General features: G+C 36.8%; 20 protein-coding genes. 12 read left to right on the top strand and 8 right to left on the bottom strand.

Annotated elements, in window-relative coordinates; all coding sequences use genetic code 11:
* Window positions 1–24: 24 nt before the first annotated feature.
* The 5 genes from FXW34_RS11520 to FXW34_RS11500 all read right to left on the bottom strand — a co-directional run bounded on the left by FXW34_RS11520 (window position 25) and on the right by FXW34_RS11500 (window position 6370).
* Window positions 25–1536, bottom strand: a complete 1512-nt coding sequence (locus FXW34_RS11520) for an MATE family efflux transporter (protein WP_147534135.1) — start codon at window positions 1534–1536, stop codon at window positions 25–27.
* 9 nt (window positions 1537–1545) lie between these two features.
* Window positions 1546–2559, bottom strand: coding sequence for a glycosyltransferase family 2 protein (locus FXW34_RS11515; protein WP_147534134.1), 1014 nt, complete (start codon window positions 2557–2559; stop codon window positions 1546–1548).
* A 19-nt stretch (window positions 2560–2578) separates the two neighbouring features.
* Window positions 2579–3688: a glycosyltransferase gene (locus tag FXW34_RS11510; protein WP_187118921.1), complete on the bottom strand. Its 1110-nt coding sequence runs from the start codon at window positions 3686–3688 to the stop codon at window positions 2579–2581.
* 138 nt (window positions 3689–3826) lie between these two features.
* Entirely contained in the window at window positions 3827–5284 is a 1458-nt protein-coding gene (locus FXW34_RS11505; RefSeq protein WP_147534132.1) for an O-antigen ligase family protein, read from the bottom strand.
* A 12-nt stretch (window positions 5285–5296) separates the two neighbouring features.
* On the bottom strand, window positions 5297–6370 hold the full coding sequence (locus tag FXW34_RS11500; RefSeq protein WP_246140998.1) for a glycosyltransferase family 4 protein: 1074 nt from the start codon (window positions 6368–6370) through the stop codon (window positions 5297–5299).
* Between the two features lie 282 nt (window positions 6371–6652).
* On the opposite strand from FXW34_RS11500, the gene FXW34_RS11495 reads away from it, so the two are divergent.
* The 4 genes from FXW34_RS11495 (at window position 6653) to FXW34_RS11480 (ending at window position 10917) form a co-directional block, all read left to right on the top strand.
* Complete coding sequence (locus FXW34_RS11495) at window positions 6653–7387, top strand: WecB/TagA/CpsF family glycosyltransferase (RefSeq protein WP_342780714.1); 735 nt, start codon at window positions 6653–6655, stop codon at window positions 7385–7387.
* A gap of 34 nt (window positions 7388–7421) precedes the next feature.
* Window positions 7422–8522 carry a glycosyltransferase family 4 protein gene (locus FXW34_RS11490; protein WP_147534130.1) on the top strand — a complete coding sequence of 367 codons (1101 nt, stop codon included), beginning with the start codon at window positions 7422–7424 and terminating at the stop codon, window positions 8520–8522.
* 105 nt (window positions 8523–8627) lie between these two features.
* A complete protein-coding gene (locus FXW34_RS11485) occupies window positions 8628–9689 on the top strand; it encodes a glycosyltransferase family 4 protein (protein WP_147534129.1) in 1062 nt (353 codons plus the stop codon).
* A gap of 160 nt (window positions 9690–9849) precedes the next feature.
* A complete protein-coding gene (locus tag FXW34_RS11480; protein WP_147534128.1) occupies window positions 9850–10917 on the top strand; it encodes a glycosyltransferase family 4 protein in 1068 nt (355 codons plus the stop codon).
* 50 nt (window positions 10918–10967) lie between these two features.
* Here FXW34_RS11480 and FXW34_RS11475 read toward each other — a convergent pair whose 3' ends face one another.
* Together FXW34_RS11475 and FXW34_RS11470 are read right to left on the bottom strand one after the other, a co-directional pair.
* The gene (locus FXW34_RS11475) at window positions 10968–12038 is read right to left on the bottom strand and encodes an LCP family protein (protein WP_187118920.1); all 1071 of its coding nucleotides are present in this window, start codon (window positions 12036–12038) and stop codon (window positions 10968–10970) included.
* 139 nt (window positions 12039–12177) lie between these two features.
* Window positions 12178–12810, bottom strand: coding sequence for a YigZ family protein (locus tag FXW34_RS11470; RefSeq protein ID WP_147534127.1), 633 nt, complete (start codon window positions 12808–12810; stop codon window positions 12178–12180).
* A 478-nt stretch (window positions 12811–13288) separates the two neighbouring features.
* On the opposite strand from FXW34_RS11470, the gene FXW34_RS11465 reads away from it, so the two are divergent.
* From FXW34_RS11465 to FXW34_RS11430, 8 genes are all read left to right on the top strand, one after another.
* Window positions 13289–13984, top strand: a complete 696-nt coding sequence (locus tag FXW34_RS11465) for a response regulator (protein ID WP_147534126.1) — start codon at window positions 13289–13291, stop codon at window positions 13982–13984.
* 248 nt (window positions 13985–14232) lie between these two features.
* Window positions 14233–14382: a sporulation histidine kinase inhibitor Sda gene (gene sda, locus FXW34_RS11460; RefSeq protein ID WP_246140996.1), complete on the top strand. Its 150-nt coding sequence runs from the start codon at window positions 14233–14235 to the stop codon at window positions 14380–14382.
* Window positions 14383–14704: 322 nt separating this feature from the next.
* Window positions 14705–15544, top strand: coding sequence for a DegV family protein (locus FXW34_RS11455; RefSeq protein ID WP_147534190.1), 840 nt, complete (start codon window positions 14705–14707; stop codon window positions 15542–15544).
* A gap of 123 nt (window positions 15545–15667) precedes the next feature.
* The gene (locus FXW34_RS11450) at window positions 15668–17098 is read left to right on the top strand and encodes an ATP-dependent helicase ComFA (RefSeq protein WP_147534189.1); all 1431 of its coding nucleotides are present in this window, start codon (window positions 15668–15670) and stop codon (window positions 17096–17098) included.
* A gap of 35 nt (window positions 17099–17133) precedes the next feature.
* On the top strand, window positions 17134–17892 hold the full coding sequence (locus FXW34_RS11445; RefSeq protein ID WP_246140994.1) for a ComFC family protein: 759 nt from the start codon (window positions 17134–17136) through the stop codon (window positions 17890–17892).
* Between the two features lie 386 nt (window positions 17893–18278).
* Entirely contained in the window at window positions 18279–18833 is a 555-nt protein-coding gene (gene hpf, locus FXW34_RS11440) for a ribosome hibernation-promoting factor, HPF/YfiA family (RefSeq protein ID WP_147534125.1), read from the top strand.
* A 261-nt stretch (window positions 18834–19094) separates the two neighbouring features.
* Complete coding sequence (locus FXW34_RS11435; protein ID WP_147534124.1) at window positions 19095–19670, top strand: chromate transporter; 576 nt, start codon at window positions 19095–19097, stop codon at window positions 19668–19670.
* Window positions 19667–20197, top strand: a complete 531-nt coding sequence (locus tag FXW34_RS11430; protein WP_147534123.1) for a chromate transporter — start codon at window positions 19667–19669, stop codon at window positions 20195–20197. The genes FXW34_RS11435 and FXW34_RS11430 overlap by 4 nt, the downstream gene beginning before the upstream one ends.
* A 475-nt stretch (window positions 20198–20672) precedes the next feature.
* Here the strand turns inward: FXW34_RS11430 and FXW34_RS11425 are convergent, their stop codons facing one another.
* The gene (locus FXW34_RS11425) at window positions 20673–21884 is read right to left on the bottom strand and encodes a TsoY family (seleno)protein (protein ID WP_222705325.1); all 1212 of its coding nucleotides are present in this window, start codon (window positions 21882–21884) and stop codon (window positions 20673–20675) included.
* Between the last annotated feature and the right edge of the window lie 33 nt (window positions 21885–21917).

Genomic DNA, 21917 nt, shown 5'->3' with positions numbered 1-21917 from the left:
CTTCAAACAATATAGGAGCTTCTCTTAATTTTGTTTTGATTTATTAAAATAACTATTAAAAAACGCTTTTGAATAAAGGAAAACTTCCTTTTCAAAAATTGATGATACTATTAAATAAGTTGGTAATATTGTGGCAACTAGTAGACTTGCCCAACCTACTATTCCTATATATGATGTTGGGTTGATATCAAATTTTCCGGCAATGAAAATAATCAATAAAAATAAACACACGTTTATAAACCATCTTTTCGAAGTAATTAATGGACTTCTCTCTAAGATGTTTTTGCTTGAGTATACAATCATGTCAATGGAGCGATACAATAGTGCCGTGATTGTTCCCATTAATGCTCCGTAGATTCCCCAAATTTGCACAAATATTAAAGTAAATACAATATTGATGCCGGATTCTAACAAAGAACGATTTTGCGTTTTCTTAAAGTGTCCAGCAATGTTTATTGCATTATTAGATGAAATCCTAGCATTACCTAATAATTTTATGATAATAAATAGCACTGGGAGTATAGTATCGATATAATTGATATCCGTTATTCCCGCCGTGTATAGTTTCATAAATGGCAAAATTAATATATAGGCAATGGTGAACAACGCGTAGATAATTGCCATAAAATAGGTTTCATATACATCATAAAATTTTAAAAATCTTTCTCGACTTTCATGGTAAGTCTGGCCAAGCGCTGCGGTTAAGCTACTATTAATCGTGATTATGACATTGTCGATAATACTGAATAATAAATTATACATAACGTACACACTAACAACCTTTAAGTTTGTAAAGAGTGTTAGAATCAGCACGGTCGTATTACTAAATATCAAGGTAGAAAATTGATGAACCAATGCCGAGTTTTTTTGGCTAATGGCTTCAAAATCTGGCTTGATACTTAAGTCGAGCCATTGATAATTTTTTCTAATATAAATAAGAAAGACGACTACTTGGATGATGGATAAAATAAGATAAGCTGCTTGAACAGCGATGATGCTGAAACCGTTTAACAGCAATACAATTTTCGCAACATTAATCAAGATATTTATGACCGTAACGATTGATGTCTCAATGTAATTTTTTCCTTCAGCTACGAGAAAAATCCTGTATTTACCAACAAAATAATAATTTAGCGCACCACCAAGACCGGTTAATAATATTACAGGAACGATCGTTGAAGTCGGCAAACTAGTTTTAACAACCAGAGGATAACCGATTGAAATAATAATAACGGTAATAAAATAATAAATTCCCGTTTTACGATAATACTTTGAAGTTGCTGCTAATATAGAATTAATTCCTTGTTTATCCCCGCCAGAAATAGGTTTATATAAGGCTTGTAAGGATGCGGCACCAACTCCCGCTTCAAAAAGCGTCATATACACCATTATTTGCGTGATTGAAGATAAAAAACCATTAACCTCTGAACCGAAGTTTACGAGGAAAAGTCTAGGAATTACAACACCAAGGGAAATAATTATGAGCTGACTGGTGAGTCCGAATATGATGTTTAATATGCTACGTTTGGCTTTCATAAATACTCCTTAATGATTCCTTACATGACGTAGGTAATTGTATAAGTAAACTAGTAGATAGTTTTGAGACTTTAATAAGGAAACATATAAATTATTCATGTCTGTAATTTGTGCATTTTGAAGACACTCAGTAAATTCCTTACTTTTTAATACCATGGAGTTATACTTCCATTTTTTGAAAAATGATAGTTTAGATTCCTTGAAAAATTTGTGCTCAAACACGTGGTTTAGCGCATGTAAATATAAGTTGAAATATACTGGTTTAATCTCGTTAAGGTTGACCCCAAATAATTTAAAACAGTTATACACTTCAGTAAATAACTGTTTGTAAATGTCAAATTGGTTCGCATGGTATTTAATTGTTAGACTGTCAGTGTCTCTTAAAACATAATGATACAAAGGCTTATTAACGACAATTATGTCCTCGTCTACTAATTTGAGATAGTCAAGATTAAACAGTAGGTCTTCACCAATGCTTAGACTTTCATTGAATCGAATTTGATTTTGTTTAATCATTTTCGCATTAAAAATTTTATTCCACGGTGAATTAATAAAATGCTTCTGATAATAAGGGAAAATATCTTTCTTTTTAAAAGAAAAATAGTCACCATCATTTCCTAATAAAACTGGTGAGATGGTATTTTGGTTAGCTTTTTGATTATTTAAGTAGTGTCCGCATATTACCACTGAATGGTCTTTAACCTTGTTGATCATTTCCTCACACCAGGTTGGTTCAACAAAGTCGTCGGCGTCACAAAACATTAAGTATTTACCAATACTGGCATCAATACCTGTGTTTCTTGCTTTACTCACGCCTTCATTATTTTTGTGGATGACCTTTATTCTTTCATCCTTTAAGGCAAAATCATCACAAACTTTTCCACTGTTATCGGGCGATCCATCATTTACAAGAATAAGCTCAAAATCCTTAAAGGTTTGATTCAATATGGACTGTATACATTGGTGTAAAAAGGACTCAGCTTTATACACGGGTACAATAATACTGATCGATGGTGAAGACATATCCATTCCCCGTTTCGTTCTATTTATCATCAATTAACTGCTCAATTTGGCAGATGATTTTATTAATATCAAAAAAGCTTTTACGCTGCAAGGCGAGTTTAGCATACTGTTTTCTTGTATCTTCGCTTAACAGCAATTCTTTAAGCCCATCGTAAATTCCCTGTTCAGAATTATCTACAATCATCCCATATTTCCCGTTGTCAAGAAGCTCTACCGGTCCGCTGCATCTTGTGCATAAAATAGGTTTACCTAATATCAATGCTTCTGCTACCACTAACGGAAGCCCTTCCACTCTAGAGGAGCTAACATATACATCTGCTGCATTAACGTATTTATAAGGATTAGTCTGGAAACCAGCGAACACAACGCTCTTACTAACATGTAAATCATCACATAGTTGGTTTAGTTTAGTCTTTTCTTCACCTTCACCAATTAATACAAGTTTGTGCTCAATACCTTCCTTGATTAACTGACTATGGACCTTTATTAATCGGTCATAACCTTTTTGTTCAATTAATCTTCCAACGGAGATGACAGTAAGCATATCATTTTTAATGCTGTCCTGTTTCGATTTGTTTGAGATTTCGTCTGCGTCGATAGGATTATAAATAACACTTAACTTATCGTGTATGAGTAGTGTTTTTTCAAATCCCTTCAATGAATCATTTGAAACAAAGATAATATCATTGAACTTTTTATATTGTTTTTTTTCTTCCTCATTATTTTTGTAATAATGTTTTGACCAATGGTAATTTGCAAAATCAGTATGAACCCAAGCAATCTTTTTTGATTTTGAATTCGGCGACCCCGAGATCAATTTCGTTGTGCTTCCTTCTAAAAAGGCAATCTCAACATCGTAATTTTCTTGAATAAATGTCTTATATAATCTTTCAGCAGAAAAAAACTTAAATAGTTTATAGAGAATTCTACGATGAATATTGCCTTTCGGGTTGAATATTGTTTTTATTTTTACGTGTTTTGGTACTTCTTTAAGATAGATTCCCTCATTAAAAAGCAATAGCAATGTGACCTCATATTTATCTTTATTTAGGTGTTTTAAGAGGTTGATGAGCACTTTCTCTGCTCCGCCACCACCTAAACTGTCGATTGAAATTAATACCTTTTTCATTATTAATCCATCCTTATTTTTGGAATTTGCAGAGGTGTTAAAGTAAGCCAACTTACTTAGTATAGCAAAAAGACACCTCATATTTAACTCTTTGTTTTGAAGAAAAATAGGAGGTGCCTTACTATGAAATTTTGCCAATTAAAGAGTTGAATCCTTGCCCTTTTTGCCAGCTAAAAAGTGATGAGCAAAACCAAGGAGAATAAAATAGTACATCGTGAATACGTCATTTTCCAAAATATTATACACGACACCACTTACAATTGCTGTAACGAAGAAAAAGATTAGTAAGGCGGAGAAGATATAGCCTTTTCGTAATGACCATGTCATCTTTCCCATACCTAGAACTGATAATAAAATAAAGATTGTACCAGCTAATCCGGTCTCAGCAAGAATTTGAATATATTGATTGTCGGAATAGAAATTCCAGGCAATTTTATACTGCTTATAAATTGGAGAAGAGTAGGTTTGTGTTGCTGCTCCACCAAAAGTACCGAAACCATAACCATTAATTGGTCGATCCTTAAATACTTCAATCGCCTTTTTTACATAATAAACTCTTCCATCCTCATTACTAAGTGCCATATTTTCGTCGGAAAATGCACCAGTGAATCGGTTTAGTCCCTTTTCTGGCGTTTTTTCTTTATTTTTGTCTGGATTTTTCGCATCCTCAATGGATTGCTGCTCTAAATATTTTTCTACGTAGTTTGTAGTAGTCACAACTCCGAGAAATAGGACAGCAGACGAGATTAAGATCACCATTAATGATTTGAAATTTGCAAGCTTACGATTAATAAGCAGATACATTATAAGGAAGGCTGCAACCCCTAACACAGCTCCTCGTGAATACGTTAAAAAGAAGACAGCAAGAATTAATGTCATACCAGTATAGATTAGAATTCTGAATCGTCCAGTGGCGTTCATTAACAAATAAAAACTAATAATAAATGAAATGGCTAAATAAAGAGCTAGTTCATTTGGACCACCAATTAAACCGTATACCCTTGTTTTATTGGTAACGGCAAGTTCCATGTTTTCCCAAATCTCTGGTAATAGCAATGTCCGCACTGATACTTTCTCGATAATCCCCTGAATGGATAAAATGGTTGCAGTAACAAAAGTTACTAAAGCAAAATCATAAGTATCTTTCTGAGAAATAGTCATTCTTTTTACTATATAGAATAGTAAGAAGAACAGCAGAAACGCTCGGACTTGCATAATAATTGCAGGAAGAGATACTCCTGTTAGGAATGCAGATACAACACCTACTGCAATAAAAAGCAAAAATGATATTTCTAGAAAACTAAGACGGAACAAGGATGTTATCTTTTTCCGGTTATTATAGGCAATTTTCAATAGCAGAAAAAGAATCAAGATATCGCCAATAAACTTATATCCGGTATTATACAAAATGATAAAAGGTCGGATAGGAATTGTGATAATTAAGAAATAAATGCCGATTCTTTCATCATAAAAAGCCGCAGCTGCTAAAGTGACGCAAATTAATATACCAACGATTGAGTTTGGAATAAATAAGCCAATAATTAATAATAGAATCCCAGCTAACATTATGTGAAATCTGTTTAATGATAAATTCATTCTATTTAACCTCTAATTATTTATTTTAATTGTTTCTCTTGATAAATTGTAAACCGAGAGTGTCTTATTTAGCATCTCGTCAAACGTAAGAGTTTGTAGAAAGTATTCTCTACCATTTTCTGCTAAATTATTGGCTAAAGTCTCATCTTCTAATAATTTAATAATACTTTCAGAAAGTGAATGGACATCGCCGTAGGTGGTTAATAATCCAGTCTCATTGTGCCTAATTATTTCTGGTAAACCACCCACATTCGTTGAGATTACGGGTTTTTGGTTCGCCAAAGCTTCAATGGCGACAAAAGGAAATGCTTCGTTCTGGGATGGCATTACGATGATATCACTATTTTCGTACTCCGATTGCATATCATTCACAAACCCCTTGAAAACAACATTATCATCTATCCCTAAATTTATCGCTAAAGCATTAAGCTCTTGTTTCAAGCCTCCGTCACCAACAATATTTAACTTCCATAATAAATCCGGACGTTCTTTTTTTACTTTTGCTAAGCAATTAAAGAGATATTGATGCCCCTTTTCAGGACTTAGACGTCCGACCACTGATATGATCTTCTCATTTGTAACCTTCGGACGAGTATGACCTCTATAGGGGTCCCTAATTCCATTGTAAATCACTTTAATCTTCTCTTCAGGTACGCCTTTTTGTAATAGTTCAATTTTCATAAATTCAGCCACTGCGATGACTTTATGATTAAGTCTACACATTAGCGAATTGGAAAATTTTATATAAGAAGGCATAGGGACATTTACATGGTATGTCCAAATCACTCTAGCCTTTGAACCTAGTACGGAAGAAAGTAAGGCAATATAATTTTCTCTTAAAAATTGAGCGTGAATATATGTTACTCCCTCTGCTAAACAGATTTTTTTTATTTGTTTTGCTGCGGAATAGTCAAAAGGACTTTTCATTGAAACTTGGTAAATGGGCATACCAAGAGTTTTGAATTTGTCGAAAAATGGCCCCTTTTCGGAGTATACAAATACACATTTATCCTTCCCAAGGGCAGAGATTAAATTTAGAACATATTTCTCGGTCCCACCATCACCAGTATAATTTAATACAAACATAATTTTTTCCAATGTGAAATCAGTCCCTTTATAAATTAACGCTTTAAAGTATATTTTACGTAGTCTTACTCGTCAATACAACCTGATTCGTCATGAGTGTATTCTAATCTTATATCCTTTTGTCAAATGTGGAAAAATAGCATATAATTAAGTTTTGAGTTGATGATGCACCAAGATTCGACAAATATTACAACCACTATTATATATAAATACTTTCATAAAATGTATCTATAAATTCACTAGAGTGATGATAAATAGTTTTTAAACATAGAGAGGGTTAACATGATGACAGGAAATAAAGTTAAGATACTTAATGTAGATTTTCAAAATACTACACGAGAATTATTGTTAAATGAATTAACCGAAAGGATTACGAAGGGAGATAAAACCTTTGTAGTTACAGCAAATCCCGAAATTGTGATGTATGCAAATAGCGATCCTGAATACTTATCGATAGTAAATAAATCAGATTATACCATTGCGGATGGTATTGGAGTAATTATTGGATCGAAAATGTTAGGTACTCCACTACCTGAAAGAATTCCTGGCTTTGACTTGATGCAGGATTTGTTAGAAACGGCTAATAAAAATGAATGGAGTGTCTATTTACTAGGTGCAAAGAAAGATGTAATCGAGAAGGCAGTAGAGAATGTAAAGGAACGTCACCCTAAGCTTAAATTGGTCGGTTGGAATGATGGATATTTCAACTGGGAGTCCTCAAAAGTTGCAGATGAAATTGCAAAAAAGCAACCTGATTTAATCTTTGTTGCGCTAGGTTTCCCTCGACAGGAAATGTGGATTGCAAAACACTTCGCCTCATTTAATAAAGGATTATTTATGGGTGTCGGTGGTAGTTTCGATGTCCTCTCAGGTCACGTAAAGAGGTCACCTGAAATTTGGCAAAAATTACATTTAGAATGGTTTTATCGTTTGTTAAAGCAGCCAAGCAGATGGAGAAGAATGCTGGCATTGCCTGATTTCATAATTAAAGTCTTGTTTGAGAAAAATAAACATTAAATAAATTCATAACTCTTTCAGGAGCGTAATATATATGAAGGTCTTACACTTGAATGCCGGAAATGAAACCGGCGGTGGAATGGTCCATATTTTATCCTTGTTAAATCAATTTAATCGCGAAGAGTTTTATCTGGGTCTTTTGGAAAAAGGAGTATTTGAACAAAAGGCTATTGGACTCGGAATTAGAACGTTAACTTTTGAACAATCTTCACGCTATGATTTTAGCGTCTTGTCAAAAATTATTAACTTCATTAAGAAAGAGCAAATTGATATTTTACACACACATGGTGCGAGGGCAAATTTATATGGATATTTAATTAGCAAATTTACGGATATTACGTGGATGACGACGATTCACAGTGACCCGCGCAACGACTTTTTAGGAAGAGGTATCATCGGCAACATTTTCACTAAACTTAATTTGATGGTTTTGAAAAAGCCAGATCATTACTTTGCCATTTCAGACAGATTTACTGAGATGTTGGTTGAATTTGGTGTGAGTAGAAATAAAATTTCTACTATATTAAATGGTATTGATTTTAACCAAAAAACTAAATCAATAATTTCGCGAAAAGATTTGAAACTTTCTCAAGATGATTTCGTCTTATTAATGGTAGCACGTTTTGACCCGGTGAAAAGACACGAGTTGGCAATTTCCGCAGTTAAATCTGTGTTAAATAGTGAACAAAATGTGAGATTATTACTAATTGGAAATGGGCCGACTGAACCATCAATCAAGGAATACGTTAATCAACAGGGGCTTGAACAACATGTTATCTTTTTGGGATATCAGGAAAATATCGCTGATTATTTTAAATTGGCAGATGTTGGTATATTGACTTCGAAAACGGAGAGCTTTCCATTGGTTTTACTTGAAGCTTCAAGAGAGCGGAAAACGGTCATTACAACGGATGTTGGTGGAGTGCAGAAAATGATTCCAAATCATACATACGGGTTGATTTTAAGGGACGATCAGGTTGAGACGATTTCGGCTGCAATTAAGAAGACAATAGAGTTGAAAAAAACTGGTGAGCTGGGAGAAATGGGAGCAAGGTTTTATCACTATACCGCCAGTCATTTTTCTGTGGAGGCTTTTGCTGAAAGTGTCTATAAGGTGTATAAACAGACAGTATAAAAAAATGTTTCTTTCTAATTTTGTGTGTGCTATAATCCAAAAAGATGTAGTTTAGTTGATAAAATCTATTATTCTTAGACAAGAAATGATATGCGGAGGGGCATTATGTTATATATCACATTGATTCTTTGTTTCTTTGCGTCAATACTTTTAACACCGTTAGTAAAAAAACTTGCCTTCAAAATTGGAGCTACTGATAAACCAAATAAACGTAAGGTTCACCAAAATATCATGCCAAGACTTGGCGGATTAGCCATCTTTTTAAGTTTCCTGATTGGGATGTTTGTCCTTCATCCTAATGTTGCGTTTCACTGGGAAGTCTTACTTGGAAGTTTCATTATTATTCTTACCGGAGCGATTGATGACGTTAAGGAAATTTCCCCTAAGGTAAAATTAGCGGGGCAAGTGTTAGCGGCATACATCGTTGTAGTAATGGGAGATTTGAATGTTGAATTTATCAATCTACCATTCGGTGGGGAAATTAATTTCGGTGTGCTTAGTATCCCGCTTACAATGATTTGGATTGTTGGAATTACCAATGCTATTAATCTTATTGATGGACTTGATGGTTTAGCGGGTGGTGTATCAACAATTGCTTTATTTACAATTGCTGCTATGGCAGGAGTAATGGGGCAAACATACGTTATGATCGTTGCACTAATCGTTGCAGTTTCAACAATCGGGTTTTTATTTTACAATTTTTACCCAGCAAAAATCTTTATGGGTGATACGGGAGCGTTATTCTTAGGCTTTATTATTGCAGTGTTATCACTGCTTGGATTTAAAGGGATTACGTTTATCTCCTTAGTTATCCCTGTTATTATTCTCGGAGTTCCTATTTCTGATACATTTTTTGCAATCGTCCGGAGATTGGTAAACAAACAGCCATTATCTGCTCCAGATAAGTCACATATGCATCATTGCTTATTGAGGGTAGGGTTTTCACATCGACAAGCTGTTCTATTAATCTATGTAATGAGTGCGATTTTTGGATTAGCAGCATTTATTTTCTCTCAGGCTACAGTTTGGGGCTCGTTAATCGTGATTGCAGCACTTGTCTTGGCTATTGAATTAATTGTTGAAAAGATTGGGTTGATTCGCGAGGATTATAAACCGTTAATAAAATTTGTTAAAGGCTTAAGGCCGGTAAACATGAAAAATAGATAATAGATTAAGAGTCTAAAAGCTTCATTTTAGGCTCTTTTTTATTTTTAAAAAGTATATAAAAAATATACGCTTTTTTTAGAAAGATTTTTGACTAATTCATGAAAAATTTGATGTTTCTTTCCTCCTTTGATGGGAATAATAAACGCGAGGAGGAGCTTCAATGATATTGTTTATTTTGCTCAGTTGTTTACTTTCTTCAATCCTATTCACACCTGTAGTAAGAAAACTTGCTTTTAAAATTGGAGCAACAGATCGTCCGAGTCAAAGGAAAGTCCATCAAAGAGTCATGCCCAGACTTGGTGGATTAGCAATATATATTAGTTTCATCATTGGGATATTGTTATTTAAACCGATTGGTCACTACTCAATCTATATCCTTATGGGCAGTGTTTTTATTGTAATTACTGGATTCTTAGATGATGTGCTTGAATTGTCAGCAAGATACAAACTTATTGGGCAGTTATTAGCAGCTTTTACTGTGGTAATCGTTGGGGGAATCCAAGTAAATGTAATTAATTTACCTTTCGGGGGACAGTTTGAATTGGGTGTACTAAGTATCCCATTAACGATTCTTTGGATTGTAGGTATAACTAATGCGATCAATCTAATTGATGGTTTAGACGGATTGGCAGCTGGAGTGTGTTGCATTGCATTGGTTACGATTTCCTGGATGGCTTTTACAATGGGGGACTTATATGTACTAATGATTGGATTAATTGTATTAGGCAGTACGCTAGGGTTTCTTTTGTATAATTTTCATCCGGCTAAAATTTTTATGGGTGATACGGGAGCGCTATTTTTAGGGTATATGATTTCTGTGCTGTCGTTGTTAGGTTTTAAAAACGTAACGTTTATCTCATTCATTATTCCGGTGATTATTCTTGGTGTGCCCATTTCTGATACATTTTTTGCAATCATACGTAGGGTTGTTAATAAGAAACCTTTATCTGCTCCGGATAAATCACATTTACACCATTGTTTATTAAAAGCTGGATTTACTCATCGTCAAACTGTATTACTTATTTATGCGATGGCAGCATTATTTGGAATAGTAGGCATTATTTTTTCGAAAGTAAATTTATGGGGTGGCTACGCATTAATTCTGTTTTTAGTCTTAATGATTGAATTATTCGCAGAGTTTATTGGACTAGCGGGGAAAAACTATCGGCCAATTTTAAAATTGTTTGAATCAATTCGATATAGTATAGAAAAGAGGTATAGCCCGTGAAATTTTGGGTTATACCTCTTTTTGTAATACATTATTTAGCTAAACGTTGTTTAATTGATATCTCCCTGTGCTTTTAATTCGCTCTGATTTCGATTTGCGGTGGTCGTTGGGTCTGAACCCTGTTCACTGCTCTGTTCTGTGCTCGGAATTAACCCTAAATGAGTTTTTAACTGTAATTGAACATCTAATAATGCTTGTTCGTCTAATTGATAATAATAAATCGAGTTAATCATTGAATTATTGCCTGCAAGTGCATAGGATTCAATATTTAAATTAGTGCCAGCTGTAACGTAATCAATTAATGAAGTCATTTCAGCAAAAGTTAGGTTCGTTGTCATATTTTTACCAACAGCTTCAATTAAGTCAGCTTGTTTTGGAATGGATTCTAATGATACAGCTTTTTTCAGAACAGATTTCATGATTTCTTGCTGGCGCTTACCGCGTTCAATATCATTATCGTAGTGTCTTGTTCTTGCTAGCGCCAAAGTTTCTTCTCCGTCAAGCAATTGAAGACCTTCCTTTAAATGAATGGCGTTCGCGCGATCCTTTGAATCCTGCTCATATAAATCGTAAGGAACTTCAACTTCAACTCCGCCAAGTGAGTCCACAACATCTATGAATGCATTGAAGTTCATTTTCACATAATAATCAATTGGAATATCAAATAACTCTTGAACTGTATCGATGGTTAGCTCAACCCCACCGAAAGCATGAGCGTGATTGATTTTATCTTTGTATTTTCTACCAGGTATTTTAACGTATGAATCACGAGGTATACTGACTAGTTTTACTGATTTATCCTTTTCGTTAAGCGTGGCCACCATTAAAGCATCGGTACGTGATCCTTCACCAAATTTTCTTGTATCACTTTCATCGACGCCAATTAATAATATTGAGATATTGTCTAATTTGGGATCAGCCTTTTCAACCCTTTTCTGAGTTGTTTTTACCGGTTTATATGAATCGTTTACTACTGATTCAGCTTTTTTATATAGGACTGTACCGTAAACACCTGCGCTAAGGGCAAAAGCCAATAATGGGAAAAGGATCCACATTAGAATTTTTTTGCCTTTTTTCTTTTTCTTCCTATCAAGTCTGGAAGAGTAAATTTTTTGAGACATATATTATTCTCCTTATCCTATTCCTATTAATGGTACAAAAATACTAATAGACTAACCTCCATTTTACAATGAATCCATCTCTGCGTAAAATGTATTTTTAGCGAATTTCTAGTAAAGTTTTGGAGAATTGTGATGAATGCTAAATGTCGATTTCCTGATATACAGTATTTCCTTGTATTATTTCCGCTTGACCATTCGTTAATTCCACCATCCAATCAGTGAAGACTTGGATTTGGCCATCTTCTACAGACGTTTCAATTTCAACTTTTTCGAGGTAATGAATTTCCTTAATTTCATAAATGGAGGATCTGAGCTCGTTTTCGAGCTTGCCTAGCCATGTATATTCAACTGTCGTGTGCATGATACGCATGAGTTTGCGCTCGACAATGCCGGTTACATCGAGCCCTTCAGAGGTAGCTTTTCCATATGCGCGTATAAGACCGCCTGCTCCAAGCTTAATCCCGCCGAAATAGCGGGTAATGACGACTACGGTGTCTTTTAGCTTTCGTTTTTTTAGGACTTCTAAAATTGGGACGCCTGCTGTTCCGCTCGGTTCGCCATCATCATTTGCTTTTTGGATTTGGTCATTTTCGCCGATAAGATAGGCAGAGCAATTGTGCGTCGCATTCCAGTGCTGTTTTTTAATGCGTTGGATGAATGCTTGTGCTTCCTCCTCGCGTTCTGTCCGGGCTACATGAGCAATGAATCGGGACTTTTGAATGACGATTTCGTGTTCGCCTTCACCTTTAACTGTATGGTAATGAGGTAGCATTTGAACCCCTCCAATCTATGTGATAAAAGAAATTTCTGCAAAAATCATCAACGGCTGACAAAAGCCGAGTGAAATTGATGGTAAATCCAATAAAAAGACAGTTTCTTCCTAGATGATTGTAATAAAATTTGCCCTAATATGAAAGTGTTTTGTGTTATAATTGAAACATTCTGAAAAGGTAAAAATTAGAAAAAACTTGTGTTTGTATCGGGAATATTTTGGCAGATGGGATGCGGGAATAGCAGATTTACACAGTTATATTATCTTGATTCATTTATTATTTACCCTCAAAAGGGATACATAAGTTTCGAACAATATAACAGCGTGTAACATATTTCTTTTTCGAGTAGGAATTGCCTCTTGGAAAAGAAAAGAGAGTTTAGACGGGGCGAGGTAGAAAACTCCCAAATCGGATCAGGAGCTGAGAATAGATCCACGAACTATTACAAGGAAAATCGCGATAAGGGGGCGAGGGGAAATGGCAACGAATATTATTATTGTGGATGACCACCAGTTGTTTAGAGAAGGTGTAAAACGGATACTTGAATTCGAACCAACATTTAAAGTTGTAGGTGAAGGTCAGGATGGACAAGATGCCCTTACCTTAATTGATACATATAAACCGGATGTAGTCATAATGGATATTAACATGCCAAATATTAATGGGATTGAAGCTACAAAGCTGTTAATTGAGAAGCAACCGGAAGCAAAGGTTATTATCCTGTCGTATCATGATGATGAAAATTCAGTGATGACTGCATTAAAAGCTGGTGCTAGTGGTTACCTTTTGAAGGAAATGGATGCCGAGATGCTCATCGAGGCCGTTAAAGTTGTGGTGGCAGGAGGAAGCTATCTTCATCCAAAGGTTACCCATAATTTGGTGAATGAGTATCGTCGTTTAGTGGCTGCGACCGTTGAAGTTAAGGAAGTACGACCTTCAGCATTTTCTGCTGCGGAAATTAGACGACCGCTTCATCTGTTAACGCGCCGGGAATGTGAAGTACTCCAGCTATTAACGGATGGGAAAAGTAATCGAGGTATAGGTGAAACCCTATTTATTAGTGAAAAAACTGTAAAAAACCATGTCAGTAATATTTTGCAGAAAATGAATGTTAATGATCGTACACAAGCTGTTGTTGTCGCGATAAAGAACGGTTGGGTAGAGGTTAGATAAGTAGCAGGAAATGCATTATTGACGAAATTAATAGTACTAAAGGCTCATTTGTGCGACTAACTATTATTGTAAAATAAAAATATCAACTTTGATTTCAAATAATCAAGTACTTTCATCACAAAAATAATAATGTTAAGAAAATATTCACAGAACATTGAAAAGATTATGACATCAAACCTCCATTTATTTACTGATTTTCACTTATTTGTGAAAATGTAGTATATCTACATGAATGGAGTGAATTATCCATGTCATCGTTGCGAATTCTTACTGATCAGGACTTGCTGGAAGTATATTTTAAAGCACAACAATATCAATTAGAAAAACAATTTATCGATACGATATTTGCTGAAATCAAGCAAAGAGGGCTTGATGTGGTTCTAGCAAAATCAATATAACTAAGACAATTACGCTGTAGCAATGCAGCGTTTTTATTTTTGATTGTTTTGGAAATTATAAATTGTAATGCTGTGGATAAGTTTCACAACGTTATACACGTCCAGCTCCAGCGCCTAGGGGCTCGGGGTCACAAGTCAATCCCTTCCGGAAATCAGGATTTCCGGAAGGGCTCGCCTTGTGCCTGTCGCCCCTGATCAAGGCGCTTGCGCTTTTGTTCTAAAATTAGACCATCCCTAATTAATGCAATTTGAAAGGTTATCATATAAAATGGACAGTAGACATAAATTAGAAGAAAACGAAGTTAGGATGGTAGGCAGATATATGAGAACTGCAGTTGTAACAGATAGTACAGCTTACATACCGAAAGACATTCTTGAAAAATTAAATATAAATATGATTCCTTTAAATGTAATTTTTGGTAATGAGGCATATCAAGAGGAAAAGGAGCTAGGTCCTGGCGATTTTTATAAATTAGTCAAGGATCGGGAGCTGCCCACTACCTCACAACCTCCAATCGGTGAATTTGTTGAGCTATTTGAGACGCTTTCGAAGGACTATGATGCAGTAATCTGTGTCCATCTTTCAAGTGGAATCAGCGGAACGTATCAAGGAGCCATTACGGCTGGCACAATGGTCGATGGATTGACTGTTTATCCGTTCGATTCTGAGGTGAGCTGCATGGTGCAGGGGTTCTACGTTATTGAAGCGGCAAAACTGGCTCTTGCGGGGAATGACCCGGAGCAAATAATGGCACGTCTTAAAGAGATGAAGAAAGATGTTCGGGCGTACTTTATGGTTGATGATTTATCGCACCTACAACGGGGCGGTCGACTTTCAAGTGCTCAAGCACTAATCGGGAGTCTCCTTCAAGTGAAGCCGTTGCTGCATTTTGTTGATAAGATGATTGTTCCATTTGAAAAAATCCGGACAAAAAAGCGGGCGATGAAGCGAATTGAGGAATTACTAGCAGAGGCTGTTAAAGGTGGAGAACCATTTGAAGCAGTCATCATCCATGCGAATCGGGAAGAAGATGCGAAAGATTGGCTGGCAGAGCTACAGCCGAAGTTTCCAAATGTAGAATTTACAATTAGCTACTTTGGTGCCGTTATCGGTACCCACCTAGGTGAAGGTGCCATGGGTATGGGCTGGTCCAAAAAATAAAAGCTTTACCGCGCTAACGTGGTGGGGGACTGTCCCCCACTGCTTTAGTGCGTTAAATTATATTTAGTTGAAAATTGAGTGAGGTGAGTTTTTTTGCTTCCCTTCAATGTTGACCTTCAAAGAATGACCTTCGGAAAGCAACTCCTAATTGATGATCTTCCTTTTCCTTCAACCGAAATTCAACAACATGCTGAAAATGGCTTTATTACCTTCAGAAATGGACTCACAAAAACTAGAGTCCAGACCCAATGCGTTCGCTGTGGAAACCATGACCCATCTTGGTTTGGTGTTTTTCCGTGTGCACGCTGTGGACAAACCTGTATCTATTGTCGGAAATGCCTCATGATGGGACGAATTAGCTCTTGTACCCAATTGATTAGCTGGAGTGGACCTGAGCCACCAATGCTTGAACGTGAAGCTCAAATTAATCACGAACACGAAACATCTTTAACCCTAGTAAATGAAGCTCGGAGTACTAGCTCTCTGTTAGCCTGGACAGGCACACTATCCGAAGGCCAGAAATATGCATCCTCTAAAGTTGAAGCTGCTTTCCTTCAGCAAACTGAATTATTGGTTTGGGCCGTGTGTGGCGCCGGCAAAACGGAAGTGTTATTTTCCGGAATAAATCAGGCTCTGATAAGTGGCCAACGAGTGTGTATCGCCACCCCAAGAACAGATGTTGTCCTCGAGCTCACGCCACGCCTGAAGCAAGCTTTTCCAACGATTAATGTTGCCTCTTTGTACGGTGGCAGTCCTGACAGGCATATGCTCGCTCCACTGACGATTGCAACCACACATCAGCTGCTCCGCTTCTACCAAGCGTTCGACAGTGTCATCGTTGATGAAGTGGACGCATTCCCTTTTACCGCAGATGATGCACTCCAATATGCTGTTAAACAGGCAAGAAAGCCTCAATCCGCACTCGTTTATTTAACTGCAACACCAAGTCCCAAATGGCAAAAGCTATGCCGCAATGGCAAATTGAAACATGTGAAGATTCCTGCTCGCTATCATCGCCATCCATTGCCGATTCCGGAATTCATCTGGTGTGGAAACTGGAACAAAATGCTAAATAAAAGCCAGGCACTCCCGAAAAAACTCCTTCTTTGGCTCCAACAGCGCATCTCTGCAACTCATCCTCGAAAGCAAGCTTTGCTTTTCATTCCAAAAATTGACCTGTTTCCAAACGTGCTCCGAATTCTTAACGAAGCTTTTCCGGGCATAAACATCGAGGGTGTTCATGCAGAGGACCCTGACCGCAAGAACAAGGTAATAAGGATGCGAAATGGAGAAACATCGCTGCTTATAACTACGACTATTCTCGAACGAGGTGTAACTTTCCCAAATATTGACGTGGCCGTGCTCGGGGCAGAAGATCGGATTTTTACGGAAAGTGCTTTGGTCCAAATCGCTGGTCGTGTAGGTCGAAGTGCAGATTGTCCATCAGGAACAATCAGCTTTTTCCATTACGGAAAAACAGAAGCAATGGTGCGGGCGAGACAGCAAATCATTGATATGAATCGTGAGGCGAAACAGCGGGGCCTAGTCGATTAACTAGGAACTTTTTTAAAAACGAAAGGATCGATATTATGCTGGAATTGAAAGAGATGTTTCACAATCCGCGCTGTGTCGTTTGTCATGAGGACATGGATTATCAAATGAGCTGGGGTCAGCTATTTTCCAAAGAAACTGCAACGTTGTTATGTAAAACGTGCTTAAACAAATTAATTGAAATTCACGGAGAAACTTGTTCGATTTGTGGTCGTTCTTTTGAAAATGGGGAATATTTATTTAGGAGAGAGGAGCTTTGCTTCGACTGTATTCGTTGGGAGGAAAATCTAGAGTGGTCCAATCAACTCGCCTGTAATACATCAATTTTCACCTATAATGATTTTTTGAAGCAAGTGTTGGCGACCTTTAAATTCCGCGGAGATTATATGATCGTCCATGCCTTTTCTATTTTTATAAAAAGAAAGCTGAAGGAGCTTATGCCTAATATTCTCGTTCCTATTCCGCTTAGTACGGAACGCTTGTATGAAAGGGGGTTTAATCAAGCTGAAGCGCTAATAAGGGAAGCTGGATACAATCCAACCCATTTGCTAAGTAGGCTTCATACCGAAAAACAATCAAAAAAATCCCGAGCAGAGCGAATTCACGTTCCACAGGTTTTCACGTTCATTCCTGATGTAATAGATGTTAGGAATCAGAGTATCCTACTTGTAGATGATATTTATACAACAGGATCAACATTGCGTCATGCTGCAAAAGTGCTGAAGCAGGCGGGTGCCGCAAATGTATCATCTCTCACGTTGGCAAGAGGGGGACAGTATTGTTTGTGCTATTTGTAACTTTTTGTTAAAAAAAAGAACATAAATCACAATGGATTAGTCATAAAATAGTTAAGCATAGGAATACTTACCAATAAATCCCATAAATTAAACTCCGTTTTTCTTTGGAAGGGGGAAATAATGGTACTGTCTTTCTGGTGAAATAGCGTAAAATCAACACTAATTTGGTCGTTGAATTGAATTATTTATGAAAAGTGGTGTCGTTCGGAAATTAGACACAATTTTACAGGGTTATGGGAGGATTTAACCTGGGCAAAATAGAAATAGTATACATAGCTTAAACACAAAGCATAGAAAAATGATTCGGGTTAAAAGTTGGCAGGTCTTGCTGACAAGTTGTATACTCTAATCATAAGCTATGCCATTAACAAAAGGAGGAGTTACTTATGAACTACAACATTCGTGGTGAAAACATTGAGGTTACTCCAGCGATAAGAGAATATGTCGAGAAAAAAATTGGAAAATTGGAGCGTTATTTCACAGAGACACCAAATGCACAAGTGCATGTTAACCTCAAAGTATATAGCGACAAGAAGTCTAAAGTAGAAGTAACTATCCCAATGACTCAATTAGTCTTACGCGCTGAAGAAGCTAATGAAGATATGTATGCAGGGATTGACTTAATTGCAGATAAATTAGAACGTCAAATTCGCAAGCATAAAACTAAAGTTAACAGAAAATTCCGTGAAAAAGGCGGACTTACTTCAATGTTCACTGTTCTTGAAGAGAACAAAGGAGTTCCTGTTGAAGAAGATGACCAGGATTTAGAGGTAGTTCGTACAAAACACTTCGACCTTAAGCCAATGGACAGTGAGGAAGCAATTCTTCAAATGAACTTATTGGGGCACAGCTTCTACGTATTCACAAACGCGGAAACTCACAATACAAACGTAGTTTACAAGCGTAAAGACGGACGTTATGGGTTAATTGAAGCTCAATAAAATAATTCGAATAAGAGGACACAGCCCTGAATTTTGAGGGCTGTGTCTTTTTGTGTACTAAATAACAACTCTAATAAAAAGCGCCTCCTATTGCAAAACTAAACAAGCAACTTCCCACCATACCATAATTTCAACAAATCAACATGGTTATCTGGGACAATAGTCATTATAATAATAATGGTATCTTTTAGTAATATATTGTATAGATGGCAAAGCAACACAGAATTCCCGCCAAGGAAAAGAAGGGATGAGTAAGCTATTATGAAGCAAGTAGACATATTTTTAGCTTTTTTTAGAGTGGGAATACTTGGGTACGGAGGGGGACCATCCTCTATTCCGCTTGTACATAAGGAAGTTGTAGAACGATATAAATGGATGAGTTCTGATGAATTTAGCGATGTCTTGGCGCTTGGGAACGCACTGCCAGGCCCGATAAACACGAAAATGTCAGGTTATATTGGCTTTCGTGTTGGCGGCGTTTTCGGTATGATTAACGCGCTATTTGCCACAATGGTTCCAAGTATTATTTTAATGATTTTATTATTAACTGTACTCAATGCCTATAAGGATCGACCATGGGTTAGTGGGATGTCGAAAGCAGTAGTACCAGTCGTCGCCGTGATGCTAGCGACATTAACATGGGATTTTGTGAAGAAGTCTTCCAAATCGAAGCTAGGTTGGGGCTGGACAATGGGCTTTATTGTAGTCAGTACAATTCTCCTACAGGTAATAGGTCTGCATCCAGCAATCATAATTTTTGCGTTATTATTCGGCGCGCTCGTTTATAAAAATAAAAAAGCCCCTACCGATACAATGAAGAAGGTGCACAGCAAATGATCTATATTAATATATTTTGGGCTTTCTTCCTTCCTGGAATCCTAGGCTATGGCGGTGGTCCAGCGTCAATACCACTCATTGAGGCAGAGGTGGTTGACCGCAATCATTGGCTGACCGTGAGTGAATTTAGTGAAGTGCTTGCGTTAGGGAACTCGCTGCCGGGGCCGATTGCCACCAAAATGGCTGGTTATATCGGCTATGACGTTGCGGGTGTGCTAGGTTCGATTGTGGCTGTATTTGCAACTGTAGCACCGTCGCTTATCTTGATGATTGCGCTACTGAGTTTATTAATGAAGTTCAAGAACTCACCGCAAGTTCAAAGAATGACGATGTTTGTGCGTCCGGTAATTGCTGTTTTATTAGGAATTATGACGTATGAAATGTTTTTCTCGGCGTATGATAGCTCAGGCTGGATTCAAACCCTCTTTCTTGCAGCGCTGAGTTTTGTATTAATGGAAAAACTGAAGGTTCATCCCGCTATAGTCATTGCAGGCGCGCTAGTTTACGGGGCCGTGTTCTTGGCTTAATTTTTGCCCAAGTTTTGCGGACATCCAATCCGTTATTTTTGCTAAAACATTCATTTTCGAAGCGTAATCGGACATAAAAGCCGCTATTTGCCCAAAATGCGTTGAAACTTTTAGATTTTTGACCAAATAAGGACCCTAGTGTCCGCAAAATTTTTATATCAAAGCATTTGACTACATATAAGGTATTCAGTGTCCGCTTAATCACCGGCATCATCCGATAGCGGACATCCAATCCGTTATTTGTAATAAAACAAGCATTTTTGAGGCGTAATCGGACATAGAAGCCGTTATTTGCCCAAAAAGTGGTCAAACTTTTAGGTTTTTGACCAAATAAGGTTCCTAGTGTCCGTAAACCTCGCAAATGAAGAATTTTGAATGAAAATAAGGTATTCAGTGTCCGCTAAAAAAACAAATCAGCCAAATAAAAAACGCCAGCCTCATTTATTGAAGCTGGCGTTTTCCTACATGCGTGTTCTTACATTGCTTTAGTGGAAACTGAAGGATTTCCAGATGCGCTTAATAATTTTTTGTTTAACTTTAAGATCGTTTTAACCGAAATCATTTGAACGATAATGAACGGTAAGAGTACAGCAAAGTAAGTAGCTGAGAATTGGGTAATGATACCTGTTTTCACAAAGCCCCAGTGGACGAAGAACATGCCAAGTACGAAGAAGGCAACTCCAGGACAAATTAATGAGAAGCTTCCTGGGCTTTTTTCGGAACCATGAATCATATCCTGAAAATAATTAAGCTTTTTCAACACGCTGTAACCTAGGAAACCAAACAGTACTTGAATTGATACGAACACAGTTAATGGAATGAATAAATGAATAGCTGCTGGTTCTGCGACATGAAGAATATTGTGGTTGATGCCTGAATAAAGTCGAACAACAGTAATACCTAGTAAGGTTAGGATTGGAATGATCATCCAAATTGATGGGCTACCTGCTTTATCAATTCCTTGTTTCAACATTGATTTGAAACCTAGAACCATTGTTACTATTAGAAGTAATACGGCAACACTACCGAAAAAGACGGCTAACACAGTTCCAATTGCCGATACGATAAGGGTATGACTCATTGCTGCAGGTGCCGCAAAGCCTACGGCTACCATTGAAAAGGCAAATACACCAAGCATTTGGCTTAGGTTGCTATTGCTTGCATAATCGAAGTCTCCATGAATCAGGAACCGTGTAAAGTAGCCTTTGAAAATAACCAATGCATAAACTCCGACAGCACCATAGGCAAGTAACGAAAATGGGAATAGATACTCAACGATATCCCAAAGATTAGGAATAAAGACGCCTGCTAAAATAAAGACTGCATTTACGGTCATTCCTAATGTTAGCGGAATGGCCATTAAAGTAACCTCAGCGTTTGATTTCTTTAATTTGGCATAAGCAGCTGTTTGTTTATAAAGCTTGAATTCGCTAATATTCCAAAACAACAATTGGAAATGTTTAATGCTGAAAAATAAAATACCGATTAAAGCGATCGCTACAGTAATTTGTAAGAACGAGAAATCTCCTGTTAAAACAGGATATACATGTTCGAAGTTGGCCATTGGTCTGCCTGGATGCTTTACCATAAACATTAAATACATAAAAAATGAAATACCTAATCCACCACTTCCTAATGCCGACAGAAAATATAATGGATTATAATTTTCCCCTAAATTTTTTCTCAAATTAATCCCCCTTTGTTTGATACCCTTATGGGT

It is taken from the genome of Bacillus marasmi (assembly GCF_902168435.1).
Taxonomy (GTDB): Bacteria; Bacillota; Bacilli; order Bacillales; family Cytobacillaceae; genus Bacillus_BU; species Bacillus_BU marasmi.
Note: the sequence above shows the minus strand (reverse complement) of the source record. Positions and strands in the feature narration are given on the sequence as shown.